General features: G+C 61.8%; 20 protein-coding genes and 2 tRNA genes. 7 read left to right on the forward strand and 15 right to left on the reverse strand.

The window, feature by feature from the left end; translation table 11 throughout:
* Positions 1-22: 22 nt before the first annotated feature.
* The gene (locus tag D3M59_RS02705) at positions 23-1129 is read left to right on the forward strand and encodes a hypothetical protein (RefSeq protein ID WP_119531360.1); all 1107 of its coding nucleotides are present in this window, start codon (positions 23-25) and stop codon (positions 1127-1129) included.
* Here the strand turns inward: D3M59_RS02705 and D3M59_RS02710 are convergent.
* Complete coding sequence (locus D3M59_RS02710; protein ID WP_119531362.1) at positions 1107-1451, reverse strand: DUF2794 domain-containing protein; 345 nt, start codon at positions 1449-1451, stop codon at positions 1107-1109. The genes D3M59_RS02705 and D3M59_RS02710 overlap by 23 nt on opposite strands.
* Positions 1448-2134, reverse strand: a complete 687-nt coding sequence (cysE, locus tag D3M59_RS02715) for a serine O-acetyltransferase (RefSeq protein WP_119531364.1) — start codon at positions 2132-2134, stop codon at positions 1448-1450. The genes D3M59_RS02710 and cysE overlap by 4 nt, the downstream gene beginning before the upstream one ends.
* 153 nt (positions 2135-2287) lie before the next feature.
* On the opposite strand from cysE, the gene D3M59_RS02720 reads away from it, so the two are divergent.
* On the forward strand, positions 2288-3052 hold the full coding sequence (locus D3M59_RS02720) for a sulfite exporter TauE/SafE family protein (RefSeq protein WP_119531366.1): 765 nt from the start codon (positions 2288-2290) through the stop codon (positions 3050-3052).
* On the opposite strand, the gene D3M59_RS02725 is transcribed toward D3M59_RS02720, so the two are convergent.
* Together D3M59_RS02725 and D3M59_RS02730 are read right to left on the reverse strand one after the other, a co-directional pair.
* Positions 3053-3574: a carboxymuconolactone decarboxylase family protein gene (locus D3M59_RS02725; RefSeq protein WP_119532832.1), complete on the reverse strand. Its 522-nt coding sequence runs from the start codon at positions 3572-3574 to the stop codon at positions 3053-3055.
* Positions 3575-3711: 137 nt separating this feature from the next.
* Positions 3712-4254 (reverse strand): peroxiredoxin, encoded by a 543-nt coding sequence (locus D3M59_RS02730; RefSeq protein WP_119531368.1) that lies wholly within the window; start codon positions 4252-4254, stop codon positions 3712-3714.
* 104 nt (positions 4255-4358) lie between these two features.
* Here D3M59_RS02730 and D3M59_RS02735 point away from each other — a divergent pair, with 104 nt between their 5' ends.
* On the forward strand, positions 4359-5285 hold the full coding sequence (locus tag D3M59_RS02735; RefSeq protein ID WP_119531370.1) for a hydrogen peroxide-inducible genes activator: 927 nt from the start codon (positions 4359-4361) through the stop codon (positions 5283-5285).
* Here the strand turns inward: D3M59_RS02735 and D3M59_RS02740 are convergent.
* The 3 genes from D3M59_RS02740 to pgsA all read right to left on the reverse strand — a co-directional run bounded on the left by D3M59_RS02740 (position 5260) and on the right by pgsA (position 8546).
* Positions 5260-5544, reverse strand: coding sequence for a hypothetical protein (locus D3M59_RS02740; protein WP_119531372.1), 285 nt, complete (start codon positions 5542-5544; stop codon positions 5260-5262). The two genes, D3M59_RS02735 and D3M59_RS02740, sit on opposite strands and share 26 nt — an antisense overlap.
* 65 nt (positions 5545-5609) lie before the next feature.
* The gene (katG, locus tag D3M59_RS02745) at positions 5610-7865 is read right to left on the reverse strand and encodes a catalase/peroxidase HPI (RefSeq protein WP_119531374.1); all 2256 of its coding nucleotides are present in this window, start codon (positions 7863-7865) and stop codon (positions 5610-5612) included.
* Between the two features lie 114 nt (positions 7866-7979).
* Positions 7980-8546, reverse strand: a complete 567-nt coding sequence (gene pgsA, locus D3M59_RS02750) for a CDP-diacylglycerol--glycerol-3-phosphate 3-phosphatidyltransferase (protein ID WP_119532833.1) — start codon at positions 8544-8546, stop codon at positions 7980-7982.
* 98 nt (positions 8547-8644) lie between these two features.
* On the opposite strand from pgsA, the gene D3M59_RS02755 reads away from it, so the two are divergent.
* Positions 8645-9943, forward strand: a complete 1299-nt coding sequence (locus D3M59_RS02755) for an MFS transporter (RefSeq protein WP_119531376.1) — start codon at positions 8645-8647, stop codon at positions 9941-9943.
* Between the two features lie 16 nt (positions 9944-9959).
* Here the strand turns inward: D3M59_RS02755 and D3M59_RS12030 are convergent, their stop codons facing one another.
* The 7 genes from D3M59_RS12030 to D3M59_RS02785 form a co-directional block, all read right to left on the reverse strand.
* The gene (locus tag D3M59_RS12030) at positions 9960-10130 is read right to left on the reverse strand and encodes a hypothetical protein (protein ID WP_158581929.1); all 171 of its coding nucleotides are present in this window, start codon (positions 10128-10130) and stop codon (positions 9960-9962) included.
* 107 nt (positions 10131-10237) lie between these two features.
* Positions 10238-11866 (reverse strand): putative bifunctional diguanylate cyclase/phosphodiesterase, encoded by a 1629-nt coding sequence (locus D3M59_RS02760; protein WP_147416685.1) that lies wholly within the window; start codon positions 11864-11866, stop codon positions 10238-10240.
* A gap of 80 nt (positions 11867-11946) precedes the next feature.
* Positions 11947-13209 (reverse strand): sugar-transfer associated ATP-grasp domain-containing protein, encoded by a 1263-nt coding sequence (locus D3M59_RS02765; RefSeq protein ID WP_233543112.1) that lies wholly within the window; start codon positions 13207-13209, stop codon positions 11947-11949.
* 62 nt (positions 13210-13271) lie between these two features.
* Positions 13272-13357, reverse strand: a tRNA-Leu gene (locus tag D3M59_RS02770).
* 41 nt (positions 13358-13398) lie between these two features.
* On the reverse strand, positions 13399-13695 hold the full coding sequence (locus D3M59_RS02775) for an integration host factor subunit beta (protein WP_119531382.1): 297 nt from the start codon (positions 13693-13695) through the stop codon (positions 13399-13401).
* Between the two features lie 164 nt (positions 13696-13859).
* The gene (rpsA, locus tag D3M59_RS02780) at positions 13860-15584 is read right to left on the reverse strand and encodes a 30S ribosomal protein S1 (protein ID WP_119531384.1); all 1725 of its coding nucleotides are present in this window, start codon (positions 15582-15584) and stop codon (positions 13860-13862) included.
* A 304-nt stretch (positions 15585-15888) separates the two neighbouring features.
* Positions 15889-16527 carry a (d)CMP kinase gene (locus D3M59_RS02785; RefSeq protein WP_119532834.1) on the reverse strand — a complete coding sequence of 213 codons (639 nt, stop codon included), beginning with the start codon at positions 16525-16527 and terminating at the stop codon, positions 15889-15891.
* Positions 16528-16649: 122 nt separating this feature from the next.
* Between D3M59_RS02785 and D3M59_RS02790 the strand changes: the two genes are divergently transcribed.
* From D3M59_RS02790 to D3M59_RS02800, 3 genes are all read left to right on the forward strand, one after another.
* Positions 16650-16967, forward strand: a complete 318-nt coding sequence (locus tag D3M59_RS02790) for an FYDLN acid domain-containing protein (protein WP_119531386.1) — start codon at positions 16650-16652, stop codon at positions 16965-16967.
* 65 nt (positions 16968-17032) lie between these two features.
* Positions 17033-17108, forward strand: a tRNA-Ala gene (locus D3M59_RS02795).
* A 92-nt stretch (positions 17109-17200) separates the two neighbouring features.
* On the forward strand, positions 17201-18745 hold the full coding sequence (locus D3M59_RS02800; RefSeq protein ID WP_119531388.1) for a DUF6538 domain-containing protein: 1545 nt from the start codon (positions 17201-17203) through the stop codon (positions 18743-18745).
* Here D3M59_RS02800 and D3M59_RS02805 read toward each other — a convergent pair.
* On the reverse strand, positions 18710-19099 hold the full coding sequence (locus tag D3M59_RS02805; protein ID WP_147416686.1) for a hypothetical protein: 390 nt from the start codon (positions 19097-19099) through the stop codon (positions 18710-18712). The two genes, D3M59_RS02800 and D3M59_RS02805, sit on opposite strands and share 36 nt — an antisense overlap.
* Positions 19100-19360 lie beyond the last annotated feature (261 nt).

Raw genomic sequence — 19360 nt, forward strand, 5'->3', positions numbered from 1 at the left:
GCGGACAGGGAGGTTATTGCCAATGTACAGCCAGAACGACCTCGACGAGGCGGTTGCCGCAGGCGCAATCAGCGCCGAGACGGCCAACGCGTTTCGCGGTTTCGTCGAAACGCAGCGGTCCTTGCCCGGCGTTGACGAAGAACATTTTCGATTGATTACGGGCTTCAACGACATCTTCGTATCCATTGCCAGCGCGATCCTGCTGTTCGCGGTCGCGTGGATCGGCCAGTCGCTCGGTCAGTCGCTGAATTTCATGGTTGGCGGCGACGGGCCAAGTCCGCTGGCGCCACTGTTCGTCGCGGCAACGGCTTGGTGCCTGGCGCTGTTCTTCACCGCGCGGCGCCGAATGGCCCTGCCCTCTATCCTCCTTCTGCTGGCGTTCGTCGGCGCCGTGTTTGCCGGCACGGGCATCCTGCTAGCTATGATGGTGGGCGAGCCACCACAGGCGCAGCAGGCGCTGGTCGCGGGTATCGTCGGCGCCGCTGCGGGCGCCGTCGCCGCCGCTGCGGCTTGGCTGCACTGGAAGCGTTTCCGAGTTCCGATCACTGTCGCGGCCGGGGCTGCAGCTGTCGCCGCGATCGTCGTAGGGCTGCTCGTCGCTGCCCTGGGCGATATCCCGAACCTTAAAGACTATGTCTTGGGATTCGTCCTGTTGCTGGGCATTGGCGTGTTCCTGTTCGCCATGCGCTGGGACTCCTCGGATCCGGCGCGCGTTACCCGCCGCAGCGACGTCGCCTTCTGGCTGCACCTTCTGGCGGCGCCGATGATCGTGCATCCGGTTTTCACGCTGCTGCGCCTTAACGATGGTACGGCGACCGTCAGCGAAGGGCTTGTCGTCATCCTGCTCTACGTCGTTCTGGGTATCACCGCGCTCGCAATCGACCGCCGCGCGCTGCTCGTATCAGCGCTTGCCTATGTGCTCTATGCGCTAAGCGAACTGTTGAAACAGGTGGGTGCAGTCGAACTCAACATTGCGCTCACGGCGCTGGTCATCGGCTCGGCCTTGCTGTTGCTGTCGGCGTTCTGGCACCAGGCGCGGTCGATGGTCGTCGAGCGCTTGCCTGCCAACCTGCGGACCAAGCTGCCCAACCTTAATCGGGTGGCTGCTATTCCCGAACCAGCCGCATAAGCCGGCGCTCAAGCGGGGCGAGGACTCCCGGGAGTTCATGGCCCCGCTTCAGCACCGCGCCATGTTCGCCAATCAATGCAAATGCCCCCTGCTTCCCCTGCAGCCGGGGGCGTTTTTCGATGCGGATTTCAGGGCGCTCGATGGTCCGGCGGAAGGCCGCGAAAACGGCGACATCCGCATCAAACCACATGCCGTAATCTCGCCAGTGGCCCGCCGCGACCATCCGACCATAGAGGTCGAGGATTCGCTGAAGCTCCAGTCGGTTGAACGTCGCGACAGCACGCCGGTCCCGCGGATGCGGAAACGGCGTAACCACGCTCAAGCGCTTTTGACCTTCGGTTGGGGCTGGCGACGGGCGCGAAGTTCGGCAACCTCGCGGCGAAGCTCGGCAATCTCGTCCTCGAGCTCTACCAACCGCGCGCGAGCCGGGTCGCAATCCTCGCCGCAGGGCGTGCCGTAAGGCACGAAGCCTGGGCTGTAGTGGACGGCGTCGACCGGTACGGGTTTGGCCGGTATGCCGACCATCGTGGCGCCGGGCTCGACGTCTTTGGTGACAACGGCATTGGCCCCGACCTTCGCGTTCTCGCCGACCTCGATGGGGCCGAGCACCTGCGCGCCCGAGCCGATCACGACACCATCCTTCAGGGTAGGATGGCGCTTGCCGCCAACGCCCGTTGAGGGATTCGTCCCACCAAGCGTGACATTCTGATAGATCGTGACGTCGTTGCCGATCTCCGCCGTCTCGCCAATGACTGTGAAGCCGTGGTCGATGAAAAAGCGCTCCCCGATCTTCGCGCCGGGATGGATGTCGATCGCCGTCAGCAGGCGGGAGAAATGATTCACAAAGCGCGCTAGGAAATAGAGCTTCCCGCCGTAAAGCCAATGGGCGACGCGGTGTAGGCCGAGCGCAAGCACCCCTGGATAGAGCAGAATCTCCCAGCGGGAGCGTGCAGCCGGGTCGCGCGCCTTAACCGAGTCTAGGTAGGTGATCAGAGTTGAAGCCAAGCGTTGGTCTTCCTCAAAAACTGTTGACCCCCAATTTAAGCGTTCGGGGGCGTAATGAAAAGGCGAATGGCCCTTTTGCAACGCCGGACCGGCTTGCCGCGTTGCAGCATCTTCGGCAATTAATGGCCGGTAACAGGGTGGAGACACGATATTCTGGCCGACTTTCTGGCTGACCCCCAGTCCGCCCTGCTGCTGTTCATCCTGATCGGATTTGCCGCGCAGATGGTGGACGGCGCGCTCGGCATGGCATTCGGCCAGATTTCCAGCACCCTGCTCGTCAGCTTCGGAGTGCCGCCGGCCGCGGCGTCGGCCGGGGTTCACACAGCAGAGACATTCACAACAGCCGTGTCCGGTATCAGCCACGTCGCCCATCGCAACGTCGACTGGGGCCTTTTTTTCCGGATCGTCATACCTGGCGTGATCGGCGGCGTTGCAGGCGCCTATGTGCTCACCCGGATCAGCGCCGACGCGGCGCGGCCGCTAGTATTGAGTTACCTCACCGCACTGGGACTGTACCTCTTCTATCGCGGAATCATGCATCGCCACAGTGAGCGGCAGCCGAAGGTAGTCGCGCCGTTGGGATTGGTGGGCGGCTTCCTCGACGCATCGGGCGGCGGCGGATGGGGCGCGATCGTCACGTCGAACCTGCTGGTCCAAGGCAGCAACCCCAGAAAGACGATAGGCACGGTGAACACCGCCGAATTCTTCCTGACTGTGACTATCTCCGCGACCTTCATTGCGACCATCGGCTGGGAAGCGTTCACGATCGCCACGGTCGGCCTGCTGATCGGCGGAGTCATGGCCGCGCCGTTTGGCGGCTGGATCGCCAAACGGGTGAACCCGGACCTGCTGCTGACTTTCGTTGGCGGGCTGGTGACGCTAACCAGCGGCTTCGCGCTGTACCGTCTGTTGGGCTGATTATAAGGTCGCGTGGACGGTTGCGATGGCCTTCAAGACGGCGGCGATGCGAGCCGCGGACTGGATTGTTTCCGCCTTCACACCATGCTGCTGCAGCACGCGCTCATGGCTGTCGATGCACATGCCGCAGCCGTTCATGGCGGACACCGCAAGGCTCATCAGTTCGAAATCGTCCTTCTCGATGCCGTGGGAGCCAATGAAATTCATCCGGAGCTTTGCGGGAAGCGTGCCATACTCCGGGTTCGAGGCGAGGTGGACGAAGCGGTAATAGACGTTATTCATTGCCATCATGGCCGCTGCGCCGCGCGCTGCATTGGCGACTTGCGGGTCCAGCTTGTCCACGACGTCAGCCTCCGCTGCGGCGATCAGCGGGCCATATCCAGCACCATGCGCGCACGCAAGCAACAGCGCATACTTGCGGCGATCGCCTAAAAGCTGGTCCGACAGGATCGAGCTGAGGTTGAGGCGAAGATCTTTCGCATAGTCGGGCAATGTGTTGGCGAATTCCTTGAGGCTGTCCACGGCATATCCTCCAGCAGGCTGGATCAAAAAAAGATTTGATCAAAAGGGGAAGACGGCGGGGATGAAGGGGGCAGCGCATCCCCGCCGTCAGCTGCTGCTCGCGTCGCGTAAGGGCAGCAGTTAAGGGTGCGGCTCGCTTAGGCGGCCGGCTTCAGCACGTCCTGGCCTTCGGACCAATTGCAAGGGCACAGCTCGTCAGTCTGAAGCGCATCGAGAACGCGCAGCGTTTCCGCCGGGTTACGGCCGACGTTGAGGCCGTTGACGGTAACGTGCTGGATGATGTTGTCGGGATCGACGATGAAAGTAGCGCGGTAGGCGACGCCCTCCTCCGGGTGAAGGATTCCGAGTGCTTCGGCCAGCTTCTTCGAATTGTCCGCGATCCAAGGGAAATGGGCGGCGGCGAGCTGTTCGTCCGACTTGCGCCAGGCGAAGTGGACATGGCTGGTGTCGGTCGATGCGCCGATCAACTCGGCATCACGGTCGGCGAAGTCACCCTTAAGATCGCCATAGCCGACGATTTCGGTCGGGCAAACGAAGGTGAAGTCCTTTGGCCAGTAGAACAGAATCTTCCACTTGCCATTGGATTGGCCGAGATCGATCGTCTCACCGGCGGGAAGGGCCGACGTGCCCTGCTGAACGGGAACGGTAAGCGCAGGAAACTTGTCACCAACGGTAAGCATGAACACTCCTCAGTGCGGGATTAAAACGGGATTACGAGGGCCATGTAGGCGATGGAATTTATCGTTCAAGGCGATTATATCGATTGGACTAATCGGATTTCGCGATGATCGTTCACTTACCCACGCTAAAGCAGTTGCAGTACCTCGTCGCGCTTCGCACGCATGGCCATTTCGGCAAGGCGGCAGAAGCGTGCTTCGTTACGCAATCGACTCTTTCGGCAGGCATTCGCGAACTCGAGACGTTACTGGGCACCGTCCTGGTCGAGCGTACGCGGCGCGTTGTTCGCTTCACGCCGCTAGGCACGAGGATCGCCGACAAGGCAGTTCGCGTCCTGCGTGAGGGAGAAGAGTTGGCGGACCTTGCGCGGGCGGAGAGCCAGCCGCTGACCGGTGACCTTCGCATGGGCGTTATCCCGACCATTGCCCCCTTTCTGCTGCCGGCGATGCTGCCCCGCGTCCGGCGACTGTTCCCAAAGCTGAAGCTCTTCCTGCGTGAAGACACTAGCCAGTCGGCCTGCGACGCGCTGCACCGCGGGCAGCTGGATTGCGTCTTGCTGGCAATGCCCTTTGCCTGCGGCGACGTCGATTATGCCGAGTTGTTCGACGACCGTTTGCTGATCGCCTATCCTGCGGGTGAGGCTCCTACATGCGCGGCAGTCGAGGCGAGCGCGATCGATGAAGATCGGCTGCTGCTGCTGGAAGACGGGCATTGCCTGAAGGATCATGCGCTCGCAGCCTGCAATCGTCCGGAACTGCGCGCCGGCGCGACGATGATGGGTACGTCACTCCACACCCTAGTCCAGATGGTCGACAATGGCCTGGGCGTGACGTTTATCCCGCAGATGGCTGTGGATGCCGGCCTGTTGGAAGGCACAAGGGTCGAAGCGCGGCCGCTGGAAGCGGAGCACGGCGCAAGGCGGATCGCGCTCGCCTGGCGCCGGTCTAGTCCACGCGAGGAAGAGTTCCGGCTGCTCTGTGATGCGCTTCGCACGATCGCTGGCCAGGTCAGACGAGACCAAGCAGCCAGTTAGCGAGGGGCACCGGGCGAACGGTCGCGCCAGGCAGTTGCGCGGTGAGTTGGACGCGATGCGCCATGATCCATTGCAGGCAGTCACCCCGGCTATCGAACCGCTCGAACCGGCTGACCGAGGGCATCATGTCCTTATCGACAAGGTACCGGGCATGGCTTCGACAGCCCGGCGCGGCGGCCCAGTTGCGGCAAGGCGCTTCGACCGCCGCCACCCAGTGCGGTTGCCGCGCGTCGAGCAGGTCGACGTCCGAACGTTCCATTGGGCTCTCCCTTCCCAATGCCGACGATTTGGCGGCGGACGCGAAACGGCCCGCCGCCCGATACGCTAGTCCGCCGTCACGGGAGCGGCAACGCTGCCCGCACCGGTATTCTGTTCAGTCCAGCCCGATGACTTGGCCGACAGGTCGAAGCGGTCCGCGTTCATCACTTTCGTCCAAGCCTTGACGAAGTCCTTCACGAACTTCTCCTCATGGCCTTTTTCCGCATAGACTTCGGCCGTGGCGCGCAGCTGCGAGTTGGACCCGAAAATGAGGTCAGTTCGCGTTGCCTTCCACTTTTCAACGCGGCCGCCGCGGTCGTATCCGACGAACTCCTCGTCATTGTCCGGGTCTTCGAGCTCCCATACCGTGTCCATGTCGAGCAGGTTGACGAAGAAGTCGTTCGTCAACTGGCCCTTGCGCTTCGTGAGCACGCCATGCGCACGATCTCCCTGGTTCGCGCCAAGGACGCGCAGGCCGCCGACAAGCACCGCCATTTCCGGGACGGACAAGCCGAGCAACGACGCGCGGTCGAGCAGCAGCTCTTCAGTGCGGACGCTGTGCTTGGTCTTCAAATAGTTCCGGAAGCCGTCGGCTGCCGGTTCCATCACAGCGAAGCTGTCGACGTCGGTCCAGTCCTGCGTCGCATCGCCGCGCCCGCCGGTGAAGGGAACATCGATCGAATAGCCAGCGTCGCGGGCAGCCTTCGCAACGGCTGCGCTGCCAGCGGCGACGATCGCATCGGCAAGTGACAGGTTGCCGCGCAACTCGCCGATCTTGGTCAAGACCGTCGCCAATTCCTCCGGATCGTTGACCGCCCAGCCCTTCTGGGGCTCCAGCGCGATGCGAGCGCCGTTGGCGCCGCCGCGGTGGTCCGACTTGCGATAGGTCGAAGCTGAAGCCCAGGCCGCCTTTATCAGCTGGCTAATAGTCAGCCCGCTGTCGAGGATCGCCCTCTGGAAGGAAGAGACGTCTTGATCCGAGGGCTTGCGTCCCGCCGGAACCGGATCCTGCCAGATCAGGTCTTCTGAAGGCACCTCCGGCCCCAGGTAACGAACCTTGGGGCCCATGTCGCGGTGAGTCAGCTTGAACCAGGCGCGGGCAAAGGCATCCTTGAAAGCCTCATGGTCGTCGCGGAATTTTTCCGAGATCTTGCGGAATTCCGGATCCATCTTCAGCGCCATGTCGGCCGTCGTCATCATCGTCGGGACGCGCTTAGACGGGTCGTGCGCCGCAGGAGCCATATCCTCAGGCTTCTGGTTGATCGGCTGCCACTGCTGTGCTCCGGCAGGGCTCTTCACCAACTCATATTCATAGTCGAGTAGCAGCCGGAAATAATTCTCCGACCATTGCGTCGGCGTGTTCACCCATGACCCTTCGATGCCGCTGGTGATCGTGTGCTCACCCATGCCGGTTTCGAACCCGCTCGACCAGCCGAGGCCCTGCATTGCGATGTCCGCCGCTTCCGGCGCAACGTCGACCAGGCCCGGGTCTCCTGCCCCGTGCGCCTTGCCGAACGTATGACCACCAGCAGTCAGCGCGACGGTTTCCTCATGGTTCATGGCCATGCGTTCGAACGTGATCTTGATATCGCGCGCAGACTGAAGCGGATCGGGATTCCCTCCCGGACCTTCCGGATTGACGTAGATCAGCCCCATCTGAATGGCAGCGAGCGGATGTTCCAGCTCCAACTCCCGGTCCGGCTGGATGCGGGTTTCAGCGCCTTCGCTCACCCATTTTTCTTCGGCGCCCCAATAAATGTCGCGCTCTGCCTCATAAACGTCCTTGCGGCCGCCGCCGAAGCCGAACACCGGCCCGCCCATGGATTCGATGGCGACATTGCCGGCGAGGATGAACAGGTCAGCCCAGCTGATCGACTGCCCGTATTTCTGCTTGATCGGCCAGAGAAGGCGCCGGGCCTTGTCGAGATTGCCATTGTCCGGCCAGCTATTGAGCGGGGCAAAGCGCTGTTGCCCGCTATTGGCGCCGCCACGCCCGTCGGCGGTGCGGTAGGTGCCGGCCGCGTGCCAAGCCATGCGGATCATGAACGGTCCGTAATGGCCATAGTCGGCAGGCCACCACGGCTTGCTGTCGGTCATCAGTGCCGTCAGGTCTTTTTTAAGCGCTTCATAGTCGAGCTTCGAGAAGGCCTCGGCATAGTCGAAATCGACCCCCATCGGGTCGGGCGAGTTGCCGCCTTGGCTCAGGATGTCCAAGGGGAGCGCTTCGGGCCACCAGTCGCGGTTCGTGCGGCCAAGGAGGGAACGGGCAGCAGCCTGCCCTTTCATCGGGCAACCCATCGATTCACCGGTTTTCGCATCCATGACTTCGCTCTCCCAGGTTGAGGTTTGGCCAAATGACTAGGCCTCACCATTCAACGAAAGAAACGAACAAAGTTGGTCAGTGATAATTGGAAAATCGATTAAGCGGGTGCCGCATCAGTCCATGTGGCGAAGACCAATCCGTAAATAATCATAGCCGGTGACCAGTGTTAGTGCTGCGGCTGCCCATAGAGTGCCAAGACCAACCTGATGAATCCACGGCTGCGCCGGAAAGGCGCCGCCGAGGATGAGGGCGCCGAGCGATACGAGCTGGAAGGTCGTCTTCCACTTGGCAAGTGAGCTAACCGGCATCGACACGTTGAGCGGTGCGAGAAATTCGCGCAGCCCCGACACGATGATTTCGCGAAGCAGGATAACGAGCGCAGGGATGATGTGGAAGCTGTGGATGACCGGCTCGCCGCTGTGATTGCGCTGCGACACCAGCAGGACGATGACCGCCGCAACCATGATCTTGTCAGCAATCGGATCGAGGAACTGGCCGAGGCGAGAAATCTGCCCTTGCGCGCGAGCGAGGTAGCCGTCGAAATAATCGGTGATGCCCACGACGCAGTAGAGGACGAAGGTGATCGCGTAATCGATCGGCGTCGGCTTCCACAGGAGAAAGACGAGGATCGGCACCGCAAGGATGCGTGACAGCGTCAGCAGGTTGGGAAGCGTCAGCATGGTCTGCATCGCTAGGCGAAGCCGCGACGCTTGCCCAGACCCAAAAATGGACCGTTGCGCGAGCCTGCTAACCCGCTATCACCGCCGGTGCGAAGCCGATGCAAGACAGCGCTCACCTTCTCCGTACCCGGCGCTTTCTGCCGATTTTCGTGACCCAGTTTCTGGGCGCCTTCAACGATAATCTGTTCCGCACCTCGATGGTAATGCTTGTTATCTACGGCATTTACCGCGACGCCACGCAGGAAGCGACGTTTAGCGCCATCGCTGGCGCACTCTTCATTCTCCCCTTCTTCCTGCTTTCGGCACTCGCGGGGCAGTTGGCCGATGCCGGCGACAAGGCGCGCATCGTCCGCATCGTAAAGACGGCGGAGATCCTGATCATGATTGCTGGAGCGGCGGGCCTGCTGTGGCACAATGTTCCGCTGCTGCTGCTAGCCCTGTGCGCCATGGGCGTCCATTCGACCTTCTTCGGGCCCATCAAATACGCCATCTTGCCTCAGCACCTACGCGACGACGAAGTTCTCGCCGGGACCGGCTTGGTGGAGGCTGGGACCTACATTGGCATTCTGGGGGGGACCTTGCTCGGCGGCGTGCTCGTCCTGCAGCGGCCGGACGGAAGTTTCCATGCAGAATGGGCGGCGCTCGCCGTGCTAGGCGTGGCGCTTGTCGGCCGGATCGCGGGGCAATTCGTGCCGCCGGCCCCGCCGGAAGCCTCCGCGCCGACGTTCCGGATGGACTGGCACATCGTCCGCGCATCGATCCGTCTCGTCAGCGGCACCCTTCATATCCCGCGTCTGTTCTTGGCCATAGTCGCAATCAGTTTCTTCTGGGCGATGGGCGCGGTACTGGCCGCCCAATTCCCCCCGCTGGTGAAGAATGCATTCGGCGCCGACCAGACGGTCGCGACGCTGTTCCTGGCAACATTTTCGGTTGGGGTCGCGATCGGCTCAGTCGCCGTGAACCGCTTGCTGGGTGGCAAGGTCTCGGCGCGCTATTCGCCAGCGTCTGCGATTTTCATGGGCCTGTTCGTGCTCGACCTGTTCCGGCGGGTAAAGGGCTGGCCCGCGCCCACGGACGAATTGCGCGACCTGACCACCTTCCTCGGAATGCCCAACGGTTGGATGGTCGTGCTCGACCTCTTGGGCGTCGCTATCGCCGGCGGCATGTTCGTTGTTCCGCTCTACGCCTTCCTGACGACGACGGTAGCCAAGGCCGAAACGGCGCGGACGATTGCTGCCAACAACATTGTCAATTCGGGTTTCATGGTCGCGGCCACGCTGATCTTGACCGTGGCTGTGCAGATGGGAGTGACGGTTGCCGACAGCCTGCTGATCGTAGCACTCTCAAGCGTACTGGCGGCGTGGCTGGGATGGAAACTGCACCTGGCCTGCGACTAGGCCGAGATGGCGACGGTCAGATCAGGTAGACCGTCATAAATAAGAAGCCGCCAACGAAGGTCAGCGCGAAGATTCGGATGTCGTCAGCGGTGGAGGAGGACACCTCCGCGACCGCGACGGCGGCGGGACGTGCCCGTCCGAGTATCCGGCTCCGAAACTGATTTGTCGGTCGGCGAAACATCCGCATGAAGGCTTTCTTAACGACTTTTTTACCAAGCCTTCAACGTCCTTGATGCGCGCGCCGATCCCTCCGTCCCATGATGGGACGACGGCCTTTCCCTTCTCTATTGTCGATCACGCCGTGCGGCGCGATTCCCGCGATTTCGGCGGGGCATCGCCGGGCTTTTCCCGACGGGAGCGCAGCAGCGCAGCAGCCTGGTCTCCGCTCATCGGCTTGCCGAAGTACCAACCCTGGCCGACGGCACAGCCGTAGCCGGCAAGCGCAGCATGGGTGGCGGCGTCCTCAATACCTTCGACAGTGACCGGTACGCCGATCGCGTCCGCAAGCGTCGAAACGGCGCGAACGATCGCGGCGCTTTCGCGGTCGTTGACAATCGTCGAGACGAAGCTGCGATCGATCTTGATGACGTCGAACGGCAGGGAGCGCAGGTGCGCGAGCGACGAGAAGCCGGTGCCAAAGTCATCGAGCGCCAGGCGGACGCCTTGGTTCTTCAGGCTGGTCACGATTGTCCGCGCAAGGTCGAGGTCGGCGAATAGCGAGCTTTCGGTGATTTCAACCACGAGCCGTTCGGCTGGGAAGCCGGCTTCGGCCAGCAGCCGGACGATACGCTGGGCGAGCCAACTGTCCGCCAACTGCGTCGGCGAGATGTTGACCGAAATCTTGATCGACGGGTCCCACGCCGCAGCCTGAGTCAGCGCGGCCAAGATCACCTGTTCGGACAAGCGGCCGATTAGGCCATGCTCTTCCGCGACCGGAATGAAGCGGTCCGGTTCGACCAGGCCGCTCAGCGGATGTTCCCAGCGGGCCAGCACCTCGAAGCCGATGATGTCGCCCGTCAGCAGGTCAACCTGCGGTTCAAAGAAGGGGATGAACTGGCCGTGGTCCAGACCGTAGCGGATTCCCTGCTCGATCTCGCTATGCATGATCAGTGCGCGTTCCATGCCCTCGTCGAACCAGACCGGGCGTGCGGAGCGGGCGTTCTTCGCACGGTCCAGCGCGATGTCGGCACGGCGGAGGAAATCCGGGATCTGGCCGTCCGCGGGGGCGGACGACGCAATGCCGAGGAATGCGCCAATCTGAACAAGACGCCCATCGACCTCGAACGGGCGGGTGACCGAGCGAAGTAGCCGTTCGCCAAGTTGTTCTACAATGGCCGGCTGATCCTTGTCCGCCGCCATTGCCACGGCGAATTCATCTCCGGCGAGGCGAGCAACAAGGTGGCCGGGCTGCACAGCCTGCTCCAGAGCGCTGGCGATCATGCGCAAAACCTTGTCGCCGACATCATAGCCGTGGCGGTCGTTGATCGCCTTGAATCGGTTCAGTTGCAGCGAGAAGATGACGACCGGCTGTCCGGCTTCGGCCGCGCCGCGACGAAGCTCCTCGCCGCGGTCGGCGAAGCCCTTGCGGTTCAGGAGGCCCGTCATCCCGTCAGTCGACGCAATTAGAGCGGCACGCGCCTCGCCTTCTCGGCGAGCCTCGCTTTCATGCTGCAGGTCGACATAGCGGCGCCAGCCGAAGAGGATCAGCGCGACATTGAGCGTCAGCGCGACGGAGGCGACCTTGAGCCCCGGCCCGAGATCGCGGTCGGCAAATGCCAGCCTCTGGAAGAATTCGCTGCCGTTCCAGATTAGCATCATCACGGCGGCGATGAGGATACCAAGCACCAGCATGTCCCGCCGTGCATTGGCGAGCGACATGTTGCTGTCCCGCGACGCGGACTTCAGAAACGAAAAACTGCGCACGAAGCGTTACTTAATGCGCAGTGCTTAATATTTTCCTCCACTTGGGAGGATTATTCCGGTCTTGCTGTTTTTGGGAAAGCCTATTGCCGATCCGCGACCCAACCACGCTTGGCAAGGTGGAAAGCCATCAGTTCGGGCAGCCGGCCACCGCCAAGCCCGCGGCGCATGGGCCGTTGCAGGAGGTCTACGTCCGGACCGCTATTGCCTTCGACGAGACACGGCCCGTCCGGCGTCAATGCGATATCCCAGCCGATGACGGTTCGGTCCGCAAATGCGGCATGGGCGCGGACGGCCAGTTTCTTCGCCTCGGCCCAGAGAGGAAGCGTCCGGCCCGTGATTGCTGCATCCGTGTCGGGGTGACGGTCCAGCCACCCCAGACGGACGTCGTCACCCAGGTTGCTGGCCTGACCCAACCGGCCGCTGGCAATGTCAACCTCGGCGGCGATCCCGCCCGCGTGGATATTGTCGACGACGACATTACGCCCGATTGCCATCCGAAAGACCGCCGCGATGACCTCGCCGTGGCCCTTCTCGTCAAGGCAGGTCATAATGCGCGCGGTACAGAGCGCGCCATTGGATAGGTCCGCAATTGCGGGATGATTGATGCGGCGGAGCTGTATCAGCCTTGGGACGCCCGAAGACTCCCGAGCCAGCCTGGCAAGCAGATCGTCAGCCGTCAGGAGTAATCCTTCCGGGTTACGGTACCGGCCGTCCGCCTGGATATCCCAGCGCTCCGCACCCTTGCCACCCCTGGCATTGGTCGGCTTAATGAACAAATCCCGGGCAGGAAGCACAGGTTCGCCCGTCCAGTGAAGACCGCCATCGCGCGCGATCACCAGCACATCGACAGCATCGATCCCATGGGCCCGGCAATGCGATGCAAATGCGTCCTTGTCATTGAGCGGGGAATTGCCCGGCCAATTTAACAGCCTGAACAGTGCAAGCTTGGTCTCAAACCGATTCAGGAAGTTGCGTGCCTGTCCGCGCACGTCCTGCTCGTACAATGAGAAAATATAATACCAGCGGGGAAGTATCCCGAAACGAAAGTAAAGCTGCAACTGGTCGGCAAGCTGCATAACTACCAGACGATCATAGCGCTGCTGGATGATCCGCCCGTTCCGCCAAGTGAAACGGGCCATTTCCTCTATAAGGACGATTGGCCACGTCAGCCATGCACGGATGATCCGGCTCCGGTCCTTGCGACCGTGAGTAATGAAGTATTGGCGGGCATAGATATCGCGGATGGCACCGATTGCATCCGATGCAGACGGAGCGAACGCCTTTCGGACGACGACCGGAATGCCTGCTACGCGATAGGCGAATTTCTGAATCGCCTTGGTCACAGCGGCAAACGAGCTCCAATACCCCGGCATCGCCAGTCCCACGGACTGGCCGCGGGCTGGGCTGGTGCGGACGGCGGGACTCGAACCCGCACTCCAGCAAGGGAAGCCGATTTTAAGTCGGCAGCGTCTACCATTCCGCCACGTCCGCTAATGCCGCCAACAAATGCCTCCACCCACTGGCGGACGCAACTATTCGGCGGCGGCTTCACCGAGGTTCAGCCGCTCGCGCATTTCCTTGCCCGGCTTGAAATAAGGGACGCGCTTGGCGTCGACATCGACCGCCTCGCCCGTGCGCGGGTTGCGCCCGGTCCGCGCATCCCGCTGCCGGGTTGAAAATGCGCCAAAGCCGCGAAGCTCGACACGCCCGCCTTTCGCGAGCTGGTCCGTAATGGAATCGAATAGAGCAGAGACCACATTTTCAACCTCGCGCTGGCTGAGGTCGGGAAAATCGCTGCACAGTTTCTGCACAAGCTCGGAACGGATCATTTAGGTCCCCGCATGAATTCAATTGTCATGGCGCCCCCCGGCGTTGGCGCATTGCGTATCAGCCTGTTTGCCAAAGGAAAAGGGCGCAAATGCGTTAACCGCATCCACGCCCTTCCCTATCGTTTCGTGACGGGACAGTCGCCGCTTCCGGCAACTGCAATCCGTTACTTCTTCGACTTGGTCTTGGTCTCGGCCTTTTCCTTCAGCGCTGCGCCGAGGATATCGCCCAACGAAGCGCCGGCATCGGACGAGCCGTACTGCGCAACCGCCTGCTTTTCTTCGGCAATCTGAAGGGCCTTGATCGAGAAGTTCGGCTTCTTCGACCGGTCGAAGCCGGTGACCAGCGCGTCGAACTTCTGACCGACCTGGAAGCGCTCTGGACGCTGTTCGTCGCGGTCGCGGCCAAGGTCGGTGCGCTTAATGAAGCCGGTCGCGCCATCGTCGCCAACCTGCACCTCGAGGCCGCCATCGCGGACTTCGAGGACGGTGACCGTGACGGTCTCACCCTTATTGACGCCACCGCCGCTGGCGGCAGCCGCCGACACGCCGCCGCGTTCAAGCTGCTTCATGCCGAGCGAGATACGTTCTTTCTCGACATCGACGTCGAGCACGACGGCCTTGACAGTCTCGCCCTTGTGATGGAGCCCAAGAGCTTCCTCGCCCGAAACGCCCCACGCGATGTCCGACATGTGCACCATGCCGTCGACGTCACCATCGAGGCCGATGAAAAGGCCGAATTCTGTCGAGTTCTTGACTTCGCCTTCGACAGTCGATCCGACCGGGTGCTTCTCGGCGAAGTCGCTCCACGGGTTCGACTGGGCCTGCTTGAGGCCGAGGCTGATGCGGCGCTTTTCTTCGTCGACTTCGAGGATCTTCACTTCGACTTCCTGGGAAGTGCTGACGATCTTGCCGGGATGGACGTTCTTCTTGGTCCAGCTCATTTCGCTGACGTGGACCAGGCCTTCGATGCCCGGCTCCAGTTCGACGAACGCACCATATTCGGTGATGTTGGTCACGCGACCGGTGAAGGTACCTTCAATCGGGTACTTGGCAGCGGCGCCTTCCCAAGGATCGCTTTCGAGCTGCTTCATTCCAAGGCTGATGCGCTGCGTGTCGCGGTTGATGCGGATGATCTGAACCTTGACCGTGTCGCCGATGTTCAAAACCTCGCTTGGGTGACCGACGCGCTTGTAGCTAATGTCGGTGACGTGGAGCAGGCCGTCGATGCCGCCCAGGTCGACGAACGCACCGTAGTCGGTGATGTTCTTGACGACGCCCTCGATGATTTGTCCTTCGGTGAGCGACTGGATCAGCCCCGAACGCTGCTCAGCCCGGGTTTCTTCGAGGATGGCGCGACGCGACACCACGATGTTGCCGCGGCGGCGGTCCATCTTCAGGATAACGAACGGCTGCGGCAGGTCCATCAGCGGCTGCACGTCGCGAACCGGGCGGATGTCCACCTGGCTGCCCGGCAGGAAGGCTACCGCACCGCCGAGGTCGACGGTAAAGCCGCCCTTGACGCGTCCGAAGATCACGCCGTCGACGCGTTCGGCCTTTTCGAATTCCTTCTCCAGCTTGTCCCAGGCGGCCTCGCGGCGGGCGCGGTCGCGGCTGAGCATCGCTTCGCCATTGGCGTTCTCAACTCGGTCGACATAGACTTCGACTTCGTCACCGACCTTGATCTCCGCTTTCTGGCCCGGCGCTGCGAATTCGCGCAGCGGCACGCGGCCTTCGCTCTTCAGGCCGACGTCGATGACGGCCAAGTCGTTTTCGATACCGGTAACAGTGCCCTTGACGACGCGCCCTTCGAAGGCCTCGTTTTCGCCGCCGAGCGTTTCGTTGAGAAGCGCCGCGAAATCGTCGCGGCTCGGGAATGCCGTAGTGGCCATAAAATCAATAGTCTTTCAAATAAGCGTTTCGGCCGCCAGCCGGACCACCATGGTCGGCTTTCCTTCTGGCGGGCTTGGAGAAACCCTTGCCGCCCCGCCGGGCCCATCCCGGTGAAGCATCCAGATGACCGGCGTGCGAACGGCGCCTCATGCAAAAAGCGCGGCGTGGTCCGGGAAAGCAGCTTCCCTTCCAACCTGTCGCGCTCGCCTGATGACGGGCCGTCCGCAGGAGCCGAGCCTGATGGACGCGCGCGCCTTAACGGAAAGGGTCAATTTCAGCAAGTTATAGGCGGGGCACGCCCGGTCAGGCGCCGGTCGCCATCTTGATACGGTCTTCGACGAGCGCGATGGCCACTGCGATGGCCTCGTCCACGGTCAGCCCACTGGTATCGAGAAGGTCGGCATCAGCCGCCTGCGCCAGCGGTGCTGCATCACGGCCCGAATCGCGCTCATCGCGGGCGCGAATGTCGATCAGCACATCGTCGAAATGCCCGGGCATGCCGCGCGACAGCAATTCGGCGACGCGTCTCCGAGCACGGACTTCGGGAGTGGCCGTTACAAACAGCTTGGCCGAAGCGTTCGGCGCAATCACCGTCCCAATATCCCGACCATCTAAAACCGCGCCAGATGATTGGGCGGCGAAAGCTCGCTGGCGCTCCAACAGGGCAGCGCGAACGCCGGAGTAGGCGGAAATGCGGCTGGCGATAGATCCGACGATTTCGCTTCGAAGGTCGGGGTCAGTGGGATCTACCTGCGCGACGCCCTCACACGCGCGAACCGCCTCAAATTCGCTCGACGGATCCCCGCCAAAGCGGAACATGGTTAGCGCCACAGCCCTGTAGAGCATTCCGGTATCCATGTGTGGTAGTCCGAAGTGGCCGGCGAGCGCGCGCGCGATGGTGCCTTTTCCGCTGGCGGCGGGGCCGTCGACAGCGATTATGATGGGATTCCAGGTGTCGGTCATGGAAGCCTCGCTTTGACAGCCGCCCGCCCCTATGGCAAGGCGCGCGCCGATTGACGGACGGGCCTTTTTCGGTGCCCGCCACTACCTGGAGACATGACCCAATGGTCAAACCCGAATGGGGCACCAAGCGCACTTGCCCCAAGTGCTCGACCCGCTTTTATGATCTCGGCAATGACGAGCCGGTGACTTGCATCAGCTGCGGCACCGATTTCGTGCCGGAGCCTGTGCTGAAGTCGAAGCAGCCGCTGCCGTTCGAAGCCGCCGCGCCCGAAAAGGCGAAGGAAGCGGACGAGGATCTGGGCGCGGAGGACCTGGTTCCCGACGAGGACGAAGAGCCGAGCGCGGACGACGAAGTCGACCTGTCGACCGGTGACGACGACCTGGGCGTTGCCAAGGGCGACGAAGACGACGAAAATTAATCAGCCCGAGGGGGCATTTCCCATTTGCGAAATGGGAAACTAGCCCCTAAAGGGCGCCTCCGGACGGGGCCGTAGCTCAGCTGGGAGAGCGTCGCAATGGCATTGCGAAGGTCAGGGGTTCGATCCCCCTCGGCTCCACCATCCGTCCTTAAGGTCATGTAGACCCTAGGAAATCCCGGAAAACCCAGCACTTTTCCCAAGCGGGTGTTACATCTGTAGGGGATGTAAGACCTATGTGCCTGTACCTCACCAAGCGTAACTCCACCTACTACTTCCGCCGCATCGTTCCCCCGGAGCTTCGTCCGATTTTGGGGAAGCGGGAGTTCATGTTCTCGCTGAACACGAAGGAAAAGGACGAGGCCAAGCGACTTCGCTCTGCGCACGCCGTACGGACCGATCGATTGATTGGGGAGGCATGGGCCAGCCTGTCACCCCCCGCGCGCCCTGCGGTCCCTCCAGCGGCCTGTATGGAGGTCTCGGAGGAGCAGTTGGCGATGGAGCAGGCTGAACTCCAGGAAGTGCTAGAAAAGGAGGAGCGCCGCGAGGAGCTAGCCGAGTACATCGCCTTCCTTGAGGACCGGCTCAAAGGTTCAACCCGTGAAATGCCGCGAGAACTTCGGGCGTTCCGATACATCCTAGAGGGTCGCCAGTTCGACAATGACCTTCTCTCTGACCAGTTGTTGGTCTCTCGGGTTGAGAAACGGGAACTGGAGAAGAAGCTGGAAGGGGCAAGCGCATCCTCCCCGCTCGCCATTCCCGAGGCTTCCGAGACCAATGCTGGAGCCATGCTGGACACGACCATCGTGGACCTTTGGGCCGCCGAGAAGAAGCCAAGGCAGAAGGGTATCGACGCCCATAGGTCGGTAGCCCGCTGGCTGTATGATCGCATTGGCAGCAAGCCAGTCGATCAACTAGCGAGAGCCGACTTCCTCGCTTTCAAGGCCAAGCTGGTCGATGAGGGCCAATCCCCAGCGAACATCAAGCAAAAGCTGTCCCGTCTGCGGACGCTCATGCAGTGGGCGTTCGACAACGGCTACGCTGACAGCAATCCGGCAGCGGGGGTGACGATCAAGGATGCGCAGGCAGCGAAGAACAAGCGGCTGCCATTCGACCTTTCGTCGCTAACCGCCATCTTCTCCAGTCCCGTGTTCACGCAAGGCGAGCGGCCAGTAAGGCTGCGTGGCGAGGCGGGCTATTGGCTTCCCCTGCTCGCGCTATTCACTGGCGCGCGACTGGAGGAGCTTGGGCAGCTTCGGCCCAAGGATGTAGCCGAGCGGACTTACGCCGACAGCGACGGACAACAGCGGTCCGCTTGGTTCATCCACATTCGTGAGGATGCGGAGGACGGGCTGAAGCTCAAGACTGCGGAAAGCGCCCGCCACATTCCAGTCCACGGGGAACTCGTCAGGCTGGGCTTCTTGTTGTTTGTGTCTGCGGCGAAAGCAGCCAATCAGCAACGGCTCTTCCCACTGCTTCGACCCGACAAGTACGGCAGCCTAACTGCCAAGTGGGGTGAAAACTGGAGCATCTATCGCCGGACGGTTTGCGGCGTGTCCGACCGCCGAATGGTGTTCCATTCCTTCCGCCATACCTTCAAGGACTACACTCGGCTGGCCGGCATTGAAGAAGGCATCCAGCGCCAGCTAATGGGGCATAGTGCTAGGGATGTGGCAGATGACTATGGCAGCGGCCACTGGGACCATCAGCTAGTGGAAGCCATGAAAAGATACAGGGTGCCAGGGCTAGACCTGACTGCCGCTCCCCAAGGTTCCAGCTAGGTCAGGCTTCGCTTCAATGCGCTCGGCGAGGAAGTCGAGGAGATAGCTGAGTTCCTCGTCAGAGTTCCTCGTTCCAAAGTAATGAAGCGCCAACGGCGCAGCCAACAGGGCCAAGAGAATGGTCCAGATAAACACGAAGTCGCTGTTGGTTAGGTCCGGGTTCCGTTCGCCCACCAAGCCGAGCATCGCCATAGTGACCATACCCAAGGCACAAACCCAAAAGAGGTCAAAGATGTAGACCCAAGACGGTGCGCGATAGCGAAGTTCCAGCATCGAACCGGAACGGTGTTCGTGAAGCCCACCGGCGAGCAAGGGCTTAGCGTTATACTCAAAGGGTGAACTGACGTACCGCAACCTTAGTCTGCCTAACCACACTCCCCCAACCACGGCATCCGTGTGAAAGGGCCAGAAGCGAGACCCTGCCGCTTCATTAATCCGCTCGGCAACGTCTCGTGGAGAGTGGCGAGACGTTAAGCGGACGGGCTGACCCACAAAGTAGTCTCGCAAACGCATTGCCCGATGATGCGGTGTTGAACTCGTGTTCGCAATGGGTCCACGGCGATCACTGCGACATTGGGCCGTAGAGTACGCCCAAACGAGACAGATGGCCTTCGG

The sequence above is a fragment of the Sphingomonas edaphi genome (assembly GCF_003583725.1).
Lineage (GTDB): Bacteria > Pseudomonadota > Alphaproteobacteria > Sphingomonadales > Sphingomonadaceae > Sphingomicrobium > Sphingomicrobium edaphi.